Consider the following 19,808-nt stretch of genomic DNA (forward strand, 5'->3'; position numbering starts at 1 on the left):
AGGCGAGCGCATGGTCGCCGATCATCCGACGGTCACCGCCGTCAGGAGACAGCGCTGCGTTCGCCGGCGTGCTCCCCCGGTTCGGCTGCGCGCATCACCACCCGGCGGCGCTCCACACGGGCGCCCATCGCGAAAACTCTGCCGCCCCGTCCGTAGACGACGGTGATCTCGGCGACGTCTGGCCGGATGCTCTGCGTATGCAGGCGCAGCAACGCCGCAGGCGGGCCACCCCGGTCGGTTCCCGAGGACAGCAGCGTGCGGAACTGGTCGGCGATATGCGGGATCGCCACTGCCGACAACTGCGTCACGGGACGGCGACGATTCATCACCTCGAGCACGAGTTTGATTGCCCCGATGGCGAATTGCCGCATCTCGAGGTCCACACCGTCGGGCACCACGGGTACCGGAGATCGACGGAGCGGAGCCGACCGGCCGAGTGTGATCACCCGCGGCTGACTCGGATCAACCGGTTCCGGTTCGTATCGAGGTGCGGCAGTCACCCGTAGAAGTGCGCCATTCACGACCTCCGCGGCGGACGAATGGGACTCTCCCATCGGCCGAGCACATGCGAACGGACCCTCTTGTGCGGGTGAGCTCGATTCTGAGATCGGGCCGAGCTCCGTGGCCGGCCCAAGCGTTGTTGTTGTCATGGTCCCCCCGGACCCATCGGCACACGACCGGCACTGGTGGCCGGCCCGGTAAACCAGGGAACCCGGATACCAGCAGTACGACGTGCCCTGCGGTATCCGGGTTCCTTTGTCCCGAGAGGTGACGATGACGGCGACCTCAGATCGCCGCCGGTGTCACCGCTTCTTGCGCGATTTGGCCGGCTTGGGCCCGCCTGTCTTGGTGCCTGCACGTGCGGCAGCGCGCCGCTCCTTGCGGGTACCGGACGCCTGACCGTTCGACGAACCGGTCTGGCGGACTGCGGTGCCGCCGGTCTCCGACGGACCGCTGTACGTCAGCGCGGTATCGGCCGAGTCGTCGATCCCTTTGGCGCGCAATGCTGCCGGAGCAGGCGTACGTGCCGGGGCCGGCTGTTCGGTCGGCAAGGGGGCCGGCGGCGTGGGGGCAGCAGGCGCGGCGGGCGCAGCTGGTGCAACCGCGGCCGCCGGTTGCGCAGGTGTCGCCTCGACAGCCACGTTGAACAGGAAGCCGATCGACTCCTCTTTGAGGCCTTCGAGCATGCCGGTGAACATGTCGTAACCCTCGCGCTGGTACTCGACCACGGGGTCACGCTGCGCCATCGAGCGCAGGTGGATACCTTCACGCAGGTAGTCCATCTCGTAGAGGTGGTCACGCCACTTGCGGTCGAGGACACTGAGCAGGATGGTCCGCTCGAGCTGGCGCATCGCGTTCTCGCCGGCGATCGACTCGATCTCCTTCTCACGCTTCTCGTACGCAGCATGGGCGTCGGCGATCAGCATGTCCCGCAGTTCCTGCGCGCTGATCTCCTTGCGCTCGCCGAACTCGTTCTCCTCGACCAGTTCCTTGTAGTCGATCTCGATCGGGTAGAGCGTCTTGATCGCGGTCCACAGCTGCTCGAAGTCCCAGTCCTCGACATAACCCTCAGCCGTGGCGGCATCGACATAGGCGCCCACGACGTCGTCGATCATCCGCTGGACCTGCTCGCGGTGGTCTTCGCCCTCGAGGATGGTGCGACGCTCGGCGTAGATCACCTTGCGCTGCTGGTTCATCACCTCGTCGTACTTGAGGACGTTTTTACGGACCTCGAAGTTCTGCTGTTCGACCTGTGTCTGTGCGCTGCGGATGGCCTTGGTGACCATCTTGGCCTCGATGGGCACGTCGTCCGGCAGGTTGACCCGGTTCATGATCGCCTCGAGGGCTGCGCCGTTGAATCGGCGCATCAGCTCGTCGCCGAGCGACAGGTAGAAACGGGATTCGCCGGGATCGCCCTGGCGACCCGAACGACCACGGAGCTGGTCATCGATACGGCGGGACTCGTGCCGCTCGGTACCCAGTACGTAAAGCCCGCCGGCCTGCCTGACCGTCTCCGCGTCGTCGGCGACCTCGCTCTTGACGAGCTCGATCATCTCGTCCCACGCGGCCTCGTACTCCTCGGGAGTGTCCACCGGATCCAGCCCCGCCTTGCGCAGGCGGATGTCGGCCAGGATGTCGGGGTTGCCGCCGAGCACGACGTCGGTGCCACGGCCGGCCATGTTGGTCGCCACGGTGACCGCACCGCTGCGACCGGCCTCGGCGATGATCTGGGCTTCCTGTTCATGGAACTTGGCGTTGAGCACGTTGTGCGGAACGCCGCGCTTCTTGAGCTGCCGGGCGAGGTACTCGGACCGTTCGACGCTGGTGGTACCGATCAGGACCGGCTGGCCCTTCTGGTGACGCTCGAGGATGTCGTCGACCACCGCATCGAATTGGCCTCCTCGGTCTTGTAGATCAGGTCCGTCTGATCCACGCGCACCATCGGCTTGTTCGTCGGGATCGGCAGCACACCGAGTTTGTAGATCTGGTCGAGCTCGGCGGCCTCGGTCTGCGCCGTACCCGTCATACCCGACAACTTGTCGTACATGCGGAAGTAGTTCTGCAGGGTGATCGTGGCCAGGGTCTGGTTCTCGGCCTTGATCTCCACCCGCTCTTTGGCCTCGATCGCCTGGTGCAGGCCTTCGTTGAAACGCCGGCCCTCGAGCACGCGGCCGGTGAACTCGTCGACGATCAGGACCTCACCGTTACGGACGATGTAGTCCTTGTCACGCTCGAAGAGTTCTTTGACCTTGAGCGCGTTGTTCAGGTAGCTCACCAGAGGCGAGTTGGCCGCCTCGTACAGGTTGTCGATCCCCAGCTGGTCCTCGACGAACTCGACGCCCTCTTCGTGCACACCGATGGTGCGCTTACGGATGTCGACCTCGTAGTGCACGTCCTTCTTGAGCAGCGGCGCGATGCGGGCGAACTCGGCGTACCACTTGCTCGACGAGTCGGCGGGACCGGAGATGATCAGCGGCGTCCTGGCCTCGTCGATGAGGATCGAGTCGACCTCGTCGACGATGGCGAACGGATGGCCGCGCTGCACCAGGTCGTTCAGCGAGTGCGCCATGTTGTCGCGGAGATAGTCGAAACCGAACTCGTTGTTGGTTCCGTAGGTGATGTCGGCGTTGTAGGCCTCGCGGCGCTGATCAGACGTCATCCCGGTCAGGATGACGGCCGTCTCGAGCCCTAGGAAGCGGTGCACGCGGCCCATCCACTCAGAGTCACGCTTGGCGAGGTAGTCGTTGACGGTCACCACGTGCACGCCGTCGCCGGCCAACGCATTGAGATAGGCGGGCAGCACACAGGTGAGGGTCTTGCCCTCACCGGTCTTCATCTCGGCGATGTTGCCAAAATGTAGGGCGGCGCCGCCCATGATCTGAACGTGGAAGTGTTTCTGCGAGAGCACCCGCCAGGCGGCCTCCCGGGCGACTGCGAACGCCTCCGGCAAGAGATCGTCGAGCGCCTCGCCACCGGCGTAACGCTCCTTGAACTCGTCGGTCTTGGCCCGCAGCTGCTCGTCGGTCAGCGCCTCGGTCTCGTTGTCGAGCGTCTCCACATGCGAAGCGATGGCATCCAGGCGTTTGACCATCCGGCCTTCGCCGACGCGCAGCAGCTTGTTGAGCACTGGTTTTATCCTCGATCCAATTGACTACACACGAAATCCGACCTGCAGATTCGGAGCAGGTCGGATTCCATGGTAGCCACGGTCAGCGCCATCGCGGTCACGCGAGGCAGATCAGGTGCCTCTCGATGGTCAGGACAGACGGATCAATCCGTAATCGAACGCATGGCGCCGGTACACAACCGTGGGTTTGTCGGTTTCCTTGTCATGGAACAAAAAGAAGTCGTGGCCGACCAGTTCCATCTCGTAGAGCGCGTCATCCACGGTCATCGGGACCGCGTCGTGCTCCTTGATCCGGACGATCTGACCCGGGCCCGCGGCCTCGGGACTGTGGTCGGCCCATCGGTCGTCGTCGACCTCGCCGGCCGGTGCGGGCGCATTGCCGTTCAGGAGCGGATCAGCAGCGGCGGTGGCTTCGGCAACGGAGATCGGAGTGCGGAGACCGTGGTGGACCTTGCGCCGATCCTTGGTGCGACGCAGACGGGATTGCAGCTTGGTGAGCGCTGCGTCCAGGGCGGCGTAGAAGTTGTCGGCGCAGGCTTCACCTCGAACCACGGGGCCCTTGCCGCGTGCGGTGATCTCGAGTCGTTGACAGATCTTCGACTGACGCCGGTTGCGTTCGTGGTGCAGTTCAACGTCGAAGCGGAAGATCGTGGGATCGAAACGTTCCACCCGGGAGAGTTTGTCCATCACATGGATGCGGAAGTGGTCGGGGATCTCGACGTTGCGGCCACTGACCTGGACTTCGGCATCAGGTCGCGATGGCGCGTCGGAGGATTCTGTTCGTATGTATATGCCGGGATCAAACGGATCATGCGCGGCGGATTCGGGGGCACCTGCGGCTTCGGGGTCGACACTCGCTTGCTTGTCGACGCTGGATTCGGAAACGGCATTCCTGCCGACACTTGTCGTCACTTGCGATACCTCCTGGATCGGTGAACAGGACTTCCGGTACCGCGGCCGTAAGCGACCTGGTACCGGTCTGAATGTTCGGCATCACCTCCCCCGTCGCCACCGTCGGTGGCCTTTGGGTCTGGCAATCAGATCGCACCCCTGACGTTAGTCCGCCCGGCAGGTGTTCGCCACAGTTTCGTCAACAGGTGTTCACCTCCCACGGCACGCCGCCCGACTTCAGAACCCCTACCACTGCGCCACGAAACACCCTCGGCGCCAACGGATGACACGCACCGAAAACCCCTTCACACTGCTGCGATCACCAGCACCAGATGTACGCCGATTCCTGCTCGATCGAGAACCCTGATCGATTCGGCCGCCGTCGCTCCGGTGGTCAACACGTCATCCACCAAGACGACGGCGGTGTCGCCGGCCCGCGCGGTCGCGACCTCCCGGAGGCCACGCCCGCCGATGCCTATCGCGCCGGCCAGGTTCGCGCTGCGAGCAGACGCCGACAGCCCGGCCGAATCCCGGGCCCACGGCGACGTCGTCAGGACCGGGAGGACCACCACCGCCGACCCCAGGTGCGCCGCGGCGGACCGACAGACCGCGGTCACAGGATCGCCACCGCGCCGACGTGCCGAGAGCTTCCTCGTCGGAGCCGGGATGAGGACCAGGCTCGTGGCCAACGGCAACTCCGACCAACCATCGAGGATCCGGAGTGCGTCGGCGAGCGCCCGTCCCAGCGGCGCGGCGAGATCGACGCGGCCGTGTTCCTTGAATTCGAGGATCGCCCGGCGGCGCGGCCCGGTGTAGGGACCAACGGCATAAACCGGCACCGCGAGTGGGACGCGGGTCTGCACAGCTGTCGGTGCGTCGGAGAGAAGGCATGCGCACTGCGCACACCAGTTCAGACCAGGACGTCCACAGCCGCCACACAGTCGCGGCACCACAAGGTCGGCGAGGGCATCGACCACACGTCTGACCATGCCGCCATCATCGCGTCGACAACCACTCGCACAGCGGGCGTCGAGTGAGTCAGCTGCGGCTGTCCACAGCCCGATGGTTCTCCACAGCAGGGCTCAGTGCGGCAGGACGGGGATTGCGCCCGACCCCATCGTCGGGGTGACCTCACTCCAGTACTGGTCGGGTTCATCGTTGGTGCTACCGAGCCTGAGCACTCCGCGACTGTCCGCGGCGTAGATGGTCGATTGGCCTGCCACCACCGCGGTCACCGGCGGACTGAGGTTGCCGCTCGGCAGCGCCCCAGGTGGGGTGCCGTCGATCCGCAACTGCACCACCGGACCGTCGGAAGCATTCCTCGCGATCACGAGCATCTCGCTGCTCAACCAATCGAGCGACACCGCCCCCGAGATGTTGAGCGCCGCCGCGCCCTGCGCGTTCGTGAGCACCGGCCTGCCGTCGGCGCGGTCCTCGATGACGGCGAGCACCACCTGACCGTTCACGATCATCGCGGCTCTGGCACCGTCCTGCGAGACCTGCAGTTCGGTGATCGGCCCCTGGGCCACCGCCCTGATGGCCGACGAGTCGACCTCCGTCTCGGTGATCTGCCCACCACCGGCACCCTGGGTCACCTGCGTGACCCGGGTTTCGTCCACAACTGCCCACATCGTCTGGTCGTCACCGGCGAACGACGGCCGGGTGATCATCTCCCCTTCGAGTACCGGGGTGACAGCGGCGCCGTAGTCCCCGACCGCGAGCGCCAGGCGCGGCGCCGGACCCGGCGCCGTATTCTGCGACACCACCGCCACCCGCCTGCCGTTGGCCGAGATGTCGGCCGACAGCAGACTGCGCGTCGACCCGAGCGCCCCGGGCACCGGTGTGACCGCGTTGTCGGCCACCAGCGACAACGACCCGCCGCGGACGATGTGCAGCCCCATGGGTGAGTCCGGTGCCGGGCTGGGATCAAGCGACTCCACATCGCTGGTCTGCCATCCGCCCGAGTGACGTTCGTCGAGCGGTGCGCCGTCGGCGTCGATCACGTACGGCCCGGTGATGTCGGACTCGCTGAGCGTCCAGATGATTTGTGCCGCAAGCCGATTACGTTCGGCGTCACCCACACCGTTGAGCCCGGCGAGATCGAGTCGGATCCCGCCCGTCGGCAGCGACTCGATCGAGCCGTGCAGCGACGACCGGGCCGGGAATTCGTTGGTGACGGCGCCTCGTAGGTCGTCGACCGGTCCGGCGATCAACAGCCCGATGAGCTGGTCGGCGAGCTGATCGCCGCCGGAGTACATCCACCGGGGATCGGCCACCAGGTGCTGGTCGTCGGTGCTCGGGTAATAGAGCACGTGCGGCCGGTACGACGACTCGAACTGTTCGCGGTCCATCACCACCCCGACCGGGAGCGGACCGTCGATGCGCCACTGCCCGTCCACCTTGCGCAGCGACAATCGGGTCTCGATCCGTCCCGAGCTCGGGATCAGTTGGCCACTGGGCTGTAGTTCACCCGTGTTCTCGCCGTTCACCCGCACCGTGATGGTGTCGTCGGTGCGGTTGTCGCTGAGCACGTTGATCTCGTCGAGCAGCAGTGCCCCGCCCTGGTCGTCCCAGGAATTCGACGCCTCTTGCGTGAGGAACTGACGTGCCGCGAGATGGCCCGATCCCGGCTGCACCGACGCCTTCAGGAAGTCGCGGACCAAGGCCTCGGGGTCCATGTCCGGGCGCGGTGTGGGGACGTTGCGGGTGGGCTGATGCCGTTCGAGCGACCCCAGGGGCTGCGGACTGGAGTTGTTCGGGATCGACACACACGACGACAGCAGGGCCGCGGCCGCGATGAACACCGCCAGTACTATCCCGGTCCGTAGGGCCCTCGATCGCTCATACATGGGTCTGCCCCGAATCCCGGCTGCGTCGCATCGACGGCGGCTTGAGCGGCAGCGGACTGCCGAGCACCTTGTGTCCACGGACCAGCGGGAGCGTGAGCCTGAAGCAGGCGCCCTGCCCCGGCTCTCCCCAGGCCTCGAGCCGGCCCTGGTGCAGCCGGGCATCTTCGACGCTGATGGCCAATCCCAGGCCGGTGCCGCCCGACCTCCGGAACCGCGAGGGGTCAGACCGCCAGAATCGGTTGAACACCAACTTCTCTTCACCGGGCCGTAGACCGATCCCCTGGTCTCGTACCGTTACGGCGACCGCATCGCCGTCGCTGCGCATCGTCAGCGTCACCGGCCGCTGTTCGCCGTGGTCGATGGCGTTGGCCAACAGATTTCGCAGAATACGTTCCACTCTTCGTGGGTCGATCTCCGCGATCACGGGTTCGTCGGGGAGATCGAGGATGAGTTCGGTGTCCGTCTCGTCGGCAAGATGCTGCACCGTCCTCACGGCGGCATCGATCGGGATCGACATGTTCAGCCTGTCGGCGGCGAGTTCCGCCACACCGGCGTCGTGGCGGGAGATCTCGAGCAACTCACTGAGCAACGTCTCGAATCGATCGAGCTCTTTGTCCAGCAGTTCCACCGAACGCTTGAGGACCGGCTCGAGCTGTTCGCGACTCTCGTAGAGCACGTCGGCGGCCATCCGCACGGTGGTCAACGGGGTGCGCAGTTCATGGGAGACATCCGAGGTGAACTGCCGCTGCAGACCGCCGAACTCTTCGAGGTGGGTGATCTGCTTCGACAGGCTCTCGGCCATGTCGTTGAACGACATCGCCAACCGGGCCATGTCGTCCTCGCCGCGCACCGGCATGCGTTCTTTGAGGCGTCCGTCCGCGAATCTGACCGCGATCCTCGACGCCGATCGAACCGGGATCACCACCTGCCGCGACACCAGGATCGCGATGGCCGCGAGGAGCCCGAGCAGAACGATTCCACCGGTGAAGATCGTGCCCCGCACCAGCGAGACGGTGTTCTCCTCATTGGTGAGCGGGAAGACCAGATACAGCTCGAGGCCGGGGATGTCGGAGTTCGTGGGGCTGCCGATGATCAGCGCGGGACTCTGGTGCCCACTCGACCCCGTCACCGACGAGTATCGGTAGGCGATCTGGCCGCCCTGCACCATCTGGCGCAGGTTCTCCGGGATCTCCCCCACCGGTCCGACGCCTGTCGGTTCAGTGGGTCCGGAGCCTGGTGCGAGCAACACCGTGTCGAAGGTACCCACCACACCCGATGAATCGCCCGAGTCGACATCGCGGTCGGTGAGGATCGACCGGGTCTGGCGCAGCCGGTTGACCAGTGAGGTGTTCGGATCGGCGCCGGAGAGATCGCGTTCCACGGCGACCCGGGTGCGGTCGAGTTCTTCGGTGGCCGCCTGCAACTTGAGGTCGAGCAGCCGATCGGTGATCTGACTGGTCAGGACAAACGCCAGGATGAGGAGCACCACAAACGACAGAGCGAGGGTGGACACGACAACACGCAGCTGCAGCGATCGCCGCCACAGCTGTCCGACGATCCTTCCGACCGCGCCCACCCGACGCATCCACGGCCCGAACGAACCATTGATGCGGCGCCGAGGGCGTCCGATCACGGTGGTCCGGCCTTGTAGCCGACCCCCCTCACCGTGAGAACCACTTCTGGGTTTTCCGGATCGTGTTCGACCTTGGCCCGCAGGCGCTGTACGTGCACGTTGACCAGCCTAGTGTCGGCCGGGTGCCGGTAGCCCCACACCTGTTCGAGAAGCACGTCCCGGGTGAACACCTGACGGGGTTTGCGAGCGAGCGCCACCAGGAGATCGAACTCCAGCGGGGTCAGCGAGATGGGCACGCCCTCACGCGTCACCTTGTGCGCGGGAACGTCGATCTCGACCGGGCCGATCGACAGCAATTCGGCCGGTTCGTCTTCCGTGCGGCGTAGGCGGGCACGCACTCGGGCAACCAGTTCCTTGGGTTTGAACGGCTTGATCATGTAGTCGTCGGCACCGGATTCGAGCCCGAGGACCACGTCGACGGTGTCGGACTTGGCGGTCAGCATCACGATCGGGACTCCCGAGTCCGCCCGGAGCACCCGGCACACGTCGATCCCGTTCATCCCAGGCAACATCAGGTCCAGCAACACCAGATCCGGCCGGATCTCGCGGACCGCCGTGAGCGCCTGAGTGCCGTCGCCGACCACGAAGGGCTCGAAGCCCTCTCCGCGCAGCACGATGGTGAGCATCTCCGCCAATGCCGCATCATCATCGACAACCAGAATCCTGGGTTTCATCGTCTCATCGTGTCACCGAATGGCCCTTATTTGTGGTTGACGCGCCGACCGGCCCATCCCACCGGGCTGCGGCGTTTGGCCGCCGAACGCGGCTACCCTGCAGGAGTGGGCGTATTGATAGCGGTGGAAGGTCTCGACGGCGCCGGCAAACACACGTTGGTCACCGGACTCGTCAACCGTTGGGCCACACAGGGTTATCGGGTGCAGACGTTGACGTTCCCGAGGTACAGCGAGTCCGTCACCGCCGACATCGCCGCCGAGGCACTACACGGAGAGCACGGCGATCTGCGTTCGAGCGTGCACGCGATGGCGATTTTGTTCGCCCTCGATCGCCGCGACGCCGCGGAGTATCTGCGAAAGTTGTTAGCTGCCAACGACGCCGTGATCCTCGACCGCTACGTGGCGTCGAACGCCGCGTACAGCGCAGCCCGTTTGGGGCAGGACGCCGATGGTGAAGTGGTTCAGTGGGTGACGACTCTGGAGTTCAGCAGGTTCGGACTGCCGGTGCCCGATCACCATCTGCTGCTCGACGTTCCGACCGATGTCGCAATCGGCAGGGCCAAGTCGCGCGCCGAGCTGGATGCCTCACGCCTGCGCGACCATTACGAGCGCGACCACGAGCTCCAGGAGCGCACCGGACTCGTCTACCGCGCGCTCGCCGAGATGGGATGGATGTCCCCGTGGTCGCGCCTCGGCACCGAGGCAGATCCAGAGCTCGCGGACCGGTTGATCGCCATCTAGCGACAACCTCCCCCGGTTGCGCGATAGCCAAGTGCCGGCCAGCGATCACAACTCGGTCAAGACACTGCAACGACAGCCGTTATGTCCGCTGCCGTACACCGTCGCATCACTAGCCTCTCGACCAGAGACCTGAGGTCGTCCTCGAGGAGCACCCGCGAGGGACGGTCCGGGTGGAGGGAGGTCAGCGCGTGAGCCTGACGCTGCCCCACCCGACTCAGTACGTACCCGTCCGCACCGCAGCGCTGCTCGCCCTGATTGTCCTGGTCCTCAACATCGTGCTGGTGTGGTCCGCTCTTGCGCTGCGACCGGCCGCGGCCGGCGACGAGAGCCAGATCCGCGAACTGGTCCACCAGCAGATCAACGCACTCAACCGCCGCGACGCGGCCGCGCTCTCGCTCACGTACTGCGATCAGCAGGGCGTCGTGGCCCACCAGATCATCCAGGCCCTCGGGCCGCCTGCGCAGGGAGCGCTCGTTCGTGTCACCCGCATAGCCGACATCCAGTTCATCGGATCGGGCGACAACCAGATGGCAACTGCACACGTGACGCTGGCGATCGCCGGGCCCACGAACGGGGCCATCTCCGCCCGACCTGCCGAACTCACACACTTCAGTCGCGAACAAACCGGCTGGAAGATGTGCCAACCAAGCGATAGCGAATCGCCTATCCATTATCTTTGATCCCACGGAAGCCGCCTCTCACCACGATCACATGTCGGCAACGACCCGGCGTGTGGTCGACTCCCCTGTTGGTGGGTGCCGGTATCCCCAGTAATGTTCGAACACAGCAAACCGCCGCTGCGCAAACGCTATTCACCACACACCGAGCTGACACCCCCGCCGCTCCCGAAACTCGCCCGGAGGCCCCGATGACGCAACCACCGCAAGGCCCCTACGGCTCGGGCGACAACCAGGGCGACCCTCGGTGGGGTTCCGGTCCGGGTGAACCGACCTGGGGCGGACAACCGGGACAGCAGCCGAATTGGGGCCAGCCCGGCGAACCCACCTGGGGCGGTCAGGCCGGACAACAGCCCGGCTGGGGACAACCCTCGACGCCCGGCGGCGGACAACCGCAGTACGAACCGACAAGCGAGTACCGCCCGGGTGAGTACAACTCCGGCCAGTACGGCGGCTACCAGCAGCCTTACGGAACCACCCCGCCGCCACCGGGAGGCGGTCCCGGCGGGCCGGGTTACGGTCCCCCTTCCGGGCCGAAGCCGTCGAAGACGCCCTGGATCATCGGCATCGGAATCGCGGCCGCAGTGGTCATCGCCCTGGGCATTGTGCTGTTCCTTGTTCTCGGCGGCAACGACGACGACTCCAAAGCCTCGCCGTCCAGTTCGACGGCCACCTCGGAATCCACCGGGTCGTCGGAAACCACCGACAGTTCGCAGACCTCGACCGCCGACGCCGAGGAGCAGATCGAGGCGGCCGTGCGCGAGTACACGACGGCGTTCACCGCACGCGACTGGGACGCGGCGATCGCGGTCACCTGTGGCGCCGAAGAGGCGACGATCGAGGACATCCAGGCCAAGGACACCGCCACCGTCGGCATGAAGCTCAACTCGGTCACCGGTATCGATGTCACCGGGGACAGCGCGCAGGCAACCGTGTCACTGACCTTCGTCGACCCGGACAACCAATCCGACCTCGACACCAATCGCTATACCTTCGACATGGAGAACCGCTCCGGGGACTGGCTGATCTGCTCGACCCGAGAAATCTGAGCGGCCCTCGGGAAGGACTCCTTGACCCACCCACCACCGGGCTCGTCGCCCTGGCGTGACCCAGGTCCGTCGGAGCCCTACGGACGACCCGGCAACCACGGTCAGCAACATCCCGGTCAAGGCGGCTCACAAAAGCCCGGCCCACCGAGCGGCCGGCATGCTGCCGGTAACGGACCAGGACAGAGCGGTCAATGGCAGGCACCGGGGCCGGGCCAGTGGGGGCGCGCACCCTCCGGTCAATGGAACCCGCCTCCGCCGCCGGCCCAGCCTTTCGGACAGCCGGCACCATGGGGATCGCCTCCACCCCCACCTCCACCTCCACGAGGTTCACACACCGGACTGATCGTCGCCGGAGTCATCGGCGTGGTGGTCGTGCTGACCGTGGCGTTGGCCGCCGTCCTCTCGTTCAACGGCGGCAACAACAGCGACCCGTTCGCAGCACCGTCCTCATCCACCCAGGGCCCGGTCACCACCACCGGCCGACTGGACGGTACGGCCGAGGAAAATGCCGTCCAGGCCGCTGCGGAAAAACGTGTTCAGCTCATCAACGATCAGGACGCGATCGGGCTCCACGACATGGCCTGCGCCGCGGACTCACGAACCGAGTCCGTGGCCGGGTATCAGCAGCTCTTCGACCGCAACGGGTCGATCACCGCCCGCATCGACATCCAGGACGTCACGGTCAGCGGCATCGTCGGCAAGATCGATGGCGTGATGACGATCGAGTCCGAGACAGGCGAGGTGCACTGGGCATTCCGGAACGAAGAGGATCAGTGGCGCTTCTGCCCCAGCCTGTCCGAGCGTTCCACCGCTGACGAACCAGAAGGCGGCGGGATCATCACCGGCTGATCGCCACCACAGCCCCGACAACAAAATGGTGGGCCCCGAGGCGGTCACCGAGTGATGCCCCTGGACCCACCATTTCGGTGGTGGTCGTTACCTGTTCAGATGTGGATCAGTACCGGTAGTGCTCGGGCTTGTACGGCCCTTCGACGTCGACATTGATGTACTCGGCCTGCTCTTTGGTGAGCTTGGTGAGCTTGCCGCCGAGCGCTTCGACGTGAATCTTCGCGACCTTCTCATCGAGGGCCTTCGGCAGCCGGTAGACCTCGTTGTCGTACTCGTCGTTCTTGGTCCACAGTTCGATCTGGGCGATGACCTGGTTCGAGAAGCTGTTGCTCATCACGAACGACGGGTGGCCGGTGGCGTTGCCCAGGTTGAGCAGACGACCCTCGGACAGGACGATGATTGCCTTGCCGTCGGGGAAGATCCACTGGTCGACCTGCGGCTTGATGTTGATCCGGGTCATGTCCTTCGACGCTTCCAGGCCGGCCATGTCGATCTCGTTGTCGAAGTGACCGATGTTGCCGAGGATGGCGTGGTGCTTCATCTGCCTCATGTGCTCGAAGGTGATGATGCCGAGGTTGCCGGTGGAGGTGATGATGATGTCGGCGGAGCCGATCGCGTCCTCGACCGTGACGACGTCGTATCCGTCCATCAACGCCTGCAGGGCATTGATCGGGTCGATCTCGGTGACCTGCACGCGGGCCCCCTGGCCTGCGAGTGACTCGGCGCAGCCCTTGCCCACGTCGCCGTAGCCGCAGATCAGCACCTTCTTGCCGCCGATCAGGACATCGGTGCCGCGGTTGATGCCGTCGATCAACGAGTGGCGGGTGCCGTACTTGTTGTCGAACTTGCTCTTGGTGACCGAGTCGTTGACGTTGATGGCGGGGAAGGTCAGCTCGCCGGCAGCGGCGAACTGGTACAGCCGCAACACACCCGTGGTGGTCTCTTCGGTGACGCCCTGCACCGACTCCGCGATCGCCGACCACTTGCCCTTGTCGGTTTCGAACCGCTCGCGCAGCAGCGCCAGGAACACCTTGTATTCAGCCGAATCGGTGTCGTCGTCGGTGGGTGGCACGGTCCCGGCCTTCTCGAACTGAGCGCCGCGCAGCACCAGCATGGTGGCGTCGCCGCCATCGTCGAGGATCATGTTGGCCGGTTCGCCGGGCCAGGTGAGCATCTGCTCGGCAGCCCACCAGTATTCCTCGAGGCTCTCGCCCTTCCACGCGAACACGGGGACGCCCTTGGGCTCGTCCACGGTGCCGTGAGGTCCGACAACGATGGCCGCGGCGGCCTCGTCCTGGGTGGAGAAGATGTTGCAGGAGGCCCAACGCACTTCAGCGCCGAGAGCCACCAGGGTTTCGATCAGCACAGCGGTCTGCACGGTCATGTGGAGAGATCCGGAGATCCGAGCTCCCTTGAGCGGCAACACATCTGCATATTCGCGTCGGAGTGCCATCAAGCCCGGCATCTCGTGTTCGGCCAGGCCGATCTCTTTACGCCCGTATTCTGCAAGCGAAAGGTCGGCGACCTTGAAGTCGATACCGTTGCGGTTGTCCGCCGTGAGCGAACCGGTCTGGACCGATGTCATTAACCACTCCTCAAGTCCAACTTGGATGATGGGTACCAGGCTAACGGGTGGATGAACCGACTCGGCCCCCGGCTGCGGCATCCACCACCGGCCCAAAGATCTCGGCCAGATCGTCTGCGACGTCGCGGTCGGCCTCGGGAGGCATCGACACATAGCTCAGCGCCATCCGGACGATGGCACGGGCGATCCTGACCGCCGCCGTCTCGTCCGCCTGGACCCAGCTCGTCTGTAACAGGCCCACGACCCTGGAGCTGGCCTGCGTGATCAACGGTCCAGCATCGGTGGTGATCAGCCGGAGCAGATCCGGTTTCGCCTGCCCGGTGAGCAACGACTGGATGAGTGGGTCGTCGGCCGCAGTCGCGAAGAAGTCCGAGAAACCCTCGGCCAAGGCGACTTTCGCCTCCCCCTCGTGCGCCAGGATCGCGGCTGACACCAGGTCCACGAGTTCGTCGGCCAACCGCAGCGCGTACGCCGAGGCAAGGCCCTGTCGCGAACGGAACTCGTTGTAGACGGTCTGCCTGCTGACCCCGGAGGCCGCCGCAACATCGGCCATGGTGACCGCCGACCAGTCGCGGGTACGCAGGAGATCACGCATCCCGTCGAGAAGGCTGTCCCGCAACAGCTTCTTGCTCGCCTGCGCGAAGGGGGTCTGTGGCGGCGGGACCGAACCGACGTCCGTTGATGCTGTGCCCCGTGGTGCGTGGCGTGCCGACGCCGGCTCGACAGGGGGTTCAGACATGCGGTCAGGATATCGGTCGGCGGCAGTGTGCCCGTCGGCCCGTGTGCGCGTGCCCGCGCGCACCGCGACACCGGGCCGCAACGGCACCACCGCATCGGTGGTCAAGACCGGGTTACTTCCTCCATGTAGAAATCGGCCTTGGCGGCACCGCAGTCCGGGCAGCTCCAGTCATCCGGGATGTCGTCCCAGCGGGTTCCCGGCGCGATTCCGTCTTCGGGCCAACCCTTTTCCTCGTCGTACTCGAACCCGCATTGCATACAGACGTACAGCTTGTAGTTCATGGTGATGTCCTTCGTGGTGATGTCTTGGTGGTTATGTCTTTGTGCGATGTCATCGGTGATGTTTCGGCCGCTGCGGTCAGCGCCCTGGAGCGGGTTCGAAGTCGACCTTCTCGCGGACCCCGCAATCGGGGCACGGCCAGTCGTCCGGCACGTCGCTCCACGCTGTGCCCGGCCGGAAACCCTCGCGCGGCGCCCCGGCCGACTCGTCGTAGACGTAGTCGCAGACCGGGCATCGGTATGCGCTCATCGCTGCTTGCTCCCAGCCGCTCGGGCGAGCACCTTCTCCCGTTTGCCGGGTACGACGTTGAGCTTGGTGAGGTCGCCGTCGTAGTGGTCGATCACCCTGTGGTCCATCACCTTGCGCCAGATCGGAGGGAAGTACGCCAGCGTGATCATGCTCGCGTAGCCGCTGGGCAGATTCGGGGCGTCGTCGAAGCTCCGCAGGATCCTGGTAACGCCTGGTCGGATTGGCGTGGTGGTCGCTGTGACGCTGCAGGTGATAGAGGAAGATGTTGGTGCAGATGTGGTCGGAGTTCCAGCTGTGCTCGGGTGCCGCGCGTACGTACCGGCCACTCGGGAGCTTCTGGCGCATCAGTCCGTAGTGCTCCAGGTAGTTGACCGTCTCGAGCAGGCTGAACCCGTACACCGCTTGGATCACCATGAACGGCAATATCTCCCAGCCGAAGATGATCGTCAGCGCACCCCAGAGCACCACTGACATCAGCCAGGCGTTGAGCACGTCGTTGCGGATGTTCCAGACAGAGTGCTCCAGGCGGTTCATCCGGGTGCGTTCGAGCTTCCACGCCGAGGCGAGCGAACCCCAGACGCTGCGTGGCAGGAACGCCCAGAAAGTCTCACCGAACTTGGCGCTGGCCGGATCCTCGGGCGTCGCGACACGGACGTGATGGCCCCGGTTGTGCTCGATGTAGAAGTGACCGTAGAACGTCTGCGCGAGAGTGATCTTCGAGAGCCAGCGTTCGAGCGAATCCTTCTTGTGACCCAGTTCGTGAGCGGTGTTGATGCCGATGCCACCCATGACACCGATCGACATCGCGACACCGATCTTGGAGATGATCCCCAGTCCGCCCTCGACACCCAGCCAGCTCAGATCGCTGGTTGTCCACAGGTAGCAGGCAAAGATCAGGCTCGCGAACTGAAACGGGATGTAGGCGTAGGTGCAATACCGGTAGTACTTGTCGTTCTCCAGTTGCTCCATCAGCTCTTCGGGAGGGTTCTGACCGTCCGGTCCGAAGAAGATGTCGAGGACGGGTAGCAGACCGTAGACGAGCAGAGGTCCGATCCACCACCACACCGGTGACACCGCGCTCCATCCGAGTGCGTTGAAGCCGGCGATCAGACCGACCGCGAGAAACAGTGCCGTCGGGGGGATCAGGCCGAGCAACCACAGGTACCGCTTGCGGTCTCGCCACTCGAGAGCCGGCGACACCCCCTGCCCACCCTGTGCCGTGAGATCGGTGCTCATCAACTACCTCCTCGTCGAGTAGAACGTGATGAGTTTGACAATAACCAGTGTCACGTCCGTTGTCTATACATACCGGGTTATTTGTAAAGCGCTCCAGTTCACAAAGAGCCCCGGTCGAGAGTTGGACTCTCGACCGGGGCTCTGTGCGAGTCAGCCGTTACGGCCGATTCGGTCCCGCTCTCTTCGCTTCCGCGGCCAACGCCGCGTCGCCGACAGCGTCGTCTATCTCGCCACGCTGACGTTTGCCCACCATGGAATGACGCTGGCTGTAGAGGAAGTAGACCGCTACGCCGATGACCATCCAGATCAGGAACCGGATCCACGTCAGCGCCGACAGGTTCAGCATCAGCCAGAGGCAGGCCACGATTGCCGCTATCGGCAGGATCGGCATCAACGGCACCTTGAAGCCTCGAGGCAGATCCGGGCGGGTGCGTCGGAGAACGATGACTCCGGCCGCGACCACAACAAAGGCGAACAGCGTGCCGACGTTGACCATCTCTTCGAGCTTCTCGATCGGGAAGAACGCCGCGACAACCGCGACCGCGACGCCCACGATGATCTGGATGCGGGCGGGTGTGCCGAACTTGCTCGTCTTCGACAACGAGCGCGGCAGGAGTCCGTCTCGGGCCATCGCGAACAACACCCGGGACTGGCCCAGCATCAACACCATCACAACGGTTGTCAGTCCGGCCAGGGCACCGATCGAGATCGCCTTCTCTGCCCAGGTGACACCGTTCTGTCCGAACGCGTACGCCAGGTTCTTCGGTTCGCCGTTACCCGCCGATGTGGCCAGTTCCTTGTAGCTCAACATGCCGGTCACCACGATCGTGACCAGGATGTACAGCACCGTCACGATGGCCAGGGAACCGAGGATGCCTCGCGGAACATCCTTCTTGGGATTCTTGGTCTCCTCGGCAGTTGTTGCCACCACGTCGAAGCCGATGAACGCGAAGAACACGATCGATGCCGCCGCCAACACGCCGTACCAGCCGTAGCTCGAGTCGCCACCACCGGTGATCAACGAAAAGAGCGTGGAGTCAACGGACTTGCCACCCGATTCCGATGGCTGCGACTCCGGGATGAACGGCTTGTAGTTGTCGGCCTTGATGTAGAAGAAGCCCACCACGATGACCAGCAGCACAACCGTCACCTTGATGGCCGTGATCACTGCACTGAAGGTCGACGACAGTTTGGTGCCGAGCACCAGCAGGACGGTGATCACCGAGACGATCACCAAGGCACCCCAGTCGACGGTGTGCCCGGCTATTTCCGTTGTGCCACCCGCGAATCCGAAGACCGTGCCGAGATAGCTCGACCACCCCTTCGACACCACTGCGGCGCCGACCGCGAACTCGAGGATGAGGTCCCAGCCGAGGATCCAGGCCAGGAACTCACCGAAGGTGGCATACCCGAAGGTGTAGGCAGACCCGGCCACCGGAACCGTGGAGGCGAACTCGGCGTAACACAGGGCCGCCAATGCGCACGCCACTGCGGCCATCACAAATGACAGCGAGATCGCCGGTCCGGCCTTGTTACCCGCGGTGGACGCGGTGATCGTGAAGATGCCGGCACCGATGACGACCGATACACCGAAGACCGTGAGGTCCCACCAGGTCAAACTCTTCTTCAGCTGCGAACCGGGTTCTTCGGTGTCAGCCGTCGATTGCTCTACGGACTTTGTCCGTGTCAGCGGATTACCCATGCAGGAACTCCCTCACTCGAACGCGGCGTGCCCCAGCGTGCAGCCTTTCTGCAAACTATCGGACGCAACCGGCGTAGATTGCCCAATCCGCCGCGATGCACACGAAGATTCTTACGGCAACGAAATTGGCGGCTCTGCGGCACCCGGTCGATCGGCGTGATCTGGCGGCGGTGGCACGGATCGCCGCACCTCTCAACCCACCTGCCAAACGCCGAAGCCCGCCGACTCAGGTGGCCGGCGGGTTTCGGGTTGTTCGAGGTGGTCCGACGATCAGCTGAAGTAGCCGGCCGTCCGCTGGTCGGCAGCCTGCATGTTGCTCGATGCCTCGGTGACCTTCGACGACAGCGCGGTGAGCAGCGCGCGGGAGTCGGTGAAGCTGGTGTCCCACGACTGCTGCGCGGCACCGTAAGCCTGCGATGCCTGCTGTGACTGCCAGTTCTCGTGCAGCCGGGACACCTCGGACTTCAGGGTGGTGGCGAGGTGTTCGAGCTGGTTGAAGTTGCTGTTGAGCTGAGATGCCAGCTCTTCCATCCGCGGGTAGTTGTACTGGATGATGCTCATGGTTGGTCTGCTTTCTGACTCAGTGGAAGTGGGAGCGCTCAGAGCTTGAGCGCGGGTCCGGATCCGGCGACGTTGTTGAAGATGCCGGCGTTGTCCTGGTCGTCGGCGTCGTAGCCGTTGAAGCCGGTCGACAGCGACGTCTTGAGCGTGTCGAGAGCTGTCTTCAACTGTGTCGCCTCGTCCTTCCAAGCGGTCACCGCGCCCTGGAAGGCCCCACTCGCGTTGCCCTTCCACAGTGCAAGCGCCTCTTCGGCGTCTGCGGTGATGCGGGCCAGGACGGTGCCCATGTCGTCGACGATGTCCCCCACCGATTTCGTCGAGGCCAACCCGGCCGCGACGTCGAGATCGAGACCGTTGGTTCCGGTGCTCATGATGCTTCCCCTTTTGTGTGTGATTGCCGCGGAATCAGATGACGTCCGCGTGTACAGCGACTGACTCCCGTTCGTCGATTGGCATCGACGACCGG

General features: G+C 64.8%; 17 protein-coding genes and 2 pseudogenes. 4 read left to right on the forward strand and 15 right to left on the reverse strand.

Going from position 1 to position 19,808, the window contains the following annotated elements:
• Positions 1 to 41: 41 nt before the first annotated feature.
• The 7 genes and pseudogenes from MVA47_RS21800 to mtrA all read right to left on the reverse strand — a co-directional run bounded on the left by MVA47_RS21800 (position 42) and on the right by mtrA (position 9,675).
• Positions 42 to 554 carry an Rv3235 family protein gene (locus tag MVA47_RS21800; RefSeq protein WP_247209851.1) on the reverse strand — a complete coding sequence of 171 codons (513 nt, stop codon included), beginning with the start codon at positions 552 to 554 and terminating at the stop codon, positions 42 to 44.
• Between the two features lie 249 nt (positions 555 to 803).
• Positions 804 to 3,628: pseudogene (gene secA, locus MVA47_RS21805) on the reverse strand (preprotein translocase subunit SecA).
• A gap of 129 nt (positions 3,629 to 3,757) precedes the next feature.
• Positions 3,758 to 4,540: a ribosome hibernation-promoting factor, HPF/YfiA family gene (gene hpf / locus MVA47_RS21810; RefSeq protein ID WP_030164580.1), complete on the reverse strand. Its 783-nt coding sequence runs from the start codon at positions 4,538 to 4,540 to the stop codon at positions 3,758 to 3,760.
• 284 nt (positions 4,541 to 4,824) lie between these two features.
• Entirely contained in the window at positions 4,825 to 5,508 is a 684-nt protein-coding gene (locus MVA47_RS21815) for a ComF family protein (protein WP_247209852.1), read from the reverse strand.
• Positions 5,509 to 5,601: 93 nt separating this feature from the next.
• Positions 5,602 to 7,368, reverse strand: coding sequence for an MtrAB system accessory lipoprotein LpqB (gene lpqB, locus MVA47_RS21820; RefSeq protein ID WP_247209853.1), 1,767 nt, complete (start codon positions 7,366 to 7,368; stop codon positions 5,602 to 5,604).
• On the reverse strand, positions 7,361 to 9,001 hold the full coding sequence (gene mtrB, locus MVA47_RS21825; RefSeq protein WP_023955896.1) for an MtrAB system histidine kinase MtrB: 1,641 nt from the start codon (positions 8,999 to 9,001) through the stop codon (positions 7,361 to 7,363). Before mtrB ends, lpqB begins: the two co-directional genes overlap by 8 nt.
• A complete protein-coding gene (gene mtrA / locus MVA47_RS21830; protein ID WP_023955897.1) occupies positions 8,998 to 9,675 on the reverse strand; it encodes an MtrAB system response regulator MtrA in 678 nt (225 codons plus the stop codon). The genes mtrB and mtrA overlap by 4 nt, the downstream gene beginning before the upstream one ends.
• Before the next feature lie 105 nt (positions 9,676 to 9,780).
• On the opposite strand from mtrA, the gene MVA47_RS21835 reads away from it, so the two are divergent.
• The 4 genes from MVA47_RS21835 (at position 9,781) to MVA47_RS21850 (ending at position 12,991) form a co-directional block, all read left to right on the forward strand.
• The gene (locus tag MVA47_RS21835; RefSeq protein WP_062798812.1) at positions 9,781 to 10,416 is read left to right on the forward strand and encodes a dTMP kinase; all 636 of its coding nucleotides are present in this window, start codon (positions 9,781 to 9,783) and stop codon (positions 10,414 to 10,416) included.
• 188 nt (positions 10,417 to 10,604) lie between these two features.
• Positions 10,605 to 11,096, forward strand: a complete 492-nt coding sequence (locus tag MVA47_RS21840) for a hypothetical protein (RefSeq protein ID WP_247209854.1) — start codon at positions 10,605 to 10,607, stop codon at positions 11,094 to 11,096.
• Positions 11,097 to 11,284: 188 nt separating this feature from the next.
• A complete protein-coding gene (locus tag MVA47_RS21845; RefSeq protein ID WP_247209855.1) occupies positions 11,285 to 12,142 on the forward strand; it encodes a hypothetical protein in 858 nt (285 codons plus the stop codon).
• 363 nt (positions 12,143 to 12,505) lie between these two features.
• Entirely contained in the window at positions 12,506 to 12,991 is a 486-nt protein-coding gene (locus MVA47_RS21850; RefSeq protein ID WP_247209856.1) for a hypothetical protein, read from the forward strand.
• Between the two features lie 106 nt (positions 12,992 to 13,097).
• Here the strand turns inward: MVA47_RS21850 and ahcY are convergent, their stop codons facing one another.
• The 8 genes and pseudogenes from ahcY to MVA47_RS21885 form a co-directional block, all read right to left on the reverse strand.
• Positions 13,098 to 14,576, reverse strand: coding sequence for an adenosylhomocysteinase (gene ahcY, locus MVA47_RS21855; RefSeq protein ID WP_023955902.1), 1,479 nt, complete (start codon positions 14,574 to 14,576; stop codon positions 13,098 to 13,100).
• Positions 14,577 to 14,616: 40 nt separating this feature from the next.
• Positions 14,617 to 15,315, reverse strand: coding sequence for a TetR/AcrR family transcriptional regulator (locus tag MVA47_RS21860; protein WP_247209857.1), 699 nt, complete (start codon positions 15,313 to 15,315; stop codon positions 14,617 to 14,619).
• 101 nt (positions 15,316 to 15,416) lie between these two features.
• Positions 15,417 to 15,596: a rubredoxin gene (locus MVA47_RS21865; RefSeq protein WP_030164608.1), complete on the reverse strand. Its 180-nt coding sequence runs from the start codon at positions 15,594 to 15,596 to the stop codon at positions 15,417 to 15,419.
• 76 nt (positions 15,597 to 15,672) lie between these two features.
• On the reverse strand, positions 15,673 to 15,843 hold the full coding sequence (locus tag MVA47_RS27105; RefSeq protein ID WP_308280586.1) for a rubredoxin: 171 nt from the start codon (positions 15,841 to 15,843) through the stop codon (positions 15,673 to 15,675).
• A pseudogene (locus MVA47_RS21870) lies at positions 15,840 to 17,079 on the reverse strand (alkane 1-monooxygenase). The gene MVA47_RS27105 and the pseudogene MVA47_RS21870 overlap by 4 nt, the downstream one beginning before the upstream one ends.
• Before the next feature lie 157 nt (positions 17,080 to 17,236).
• The gene (locus MVA47_RS21875; protein WP_247209858.1) at positions 17,237 to 18,781 is read right to left on the reverse strand and encodes an APC family permease; all 1,545 of its coding nucleotides are present in this window, start codon (positions 18,779 to 18,781) and stop codon (positions 17,237 to 17,239) included.
• 270 nt (positions 18,782 to 19,051) lie between these two features.
• A complete protein-coding gene (locus MVA47_RS21880) occupies positions 19,052 to 19,342 on the reverse strand; it encodes a WXG100 family type VII secretion target (RefSeq protein ID WP_023955906.1) in 291 nt (96 codons plus the stop codon).
• A gap of 38 nt (positions 19,343 to 19,380) precedes the next feature.
• Positions 19,381 to 19,713: a WXG100 family type VII secretion target gene (locus tag MVA47_RS21885; protein WP_247209859.1), complete on the reverse strand. Its 333-nt coding sequence runs from the start codon at positions 19,711 to 19,713 to the stop codon at positions 19,381 to 19,383.
• Positions 19,714 to 19,808 lie beyond the last annotated feature (95 nt).

The sequence above is a fragment of the Williamsia sp. DF01-3 genome, assembly GCF_023051145.1.
In the GTDB taxonomy this organism is placed as follows: domain Bacteria; phylum Actinomycetota; class Actinomycetes; order Mycobacteriales; family Mycobacteriaceae; genus Williamsia.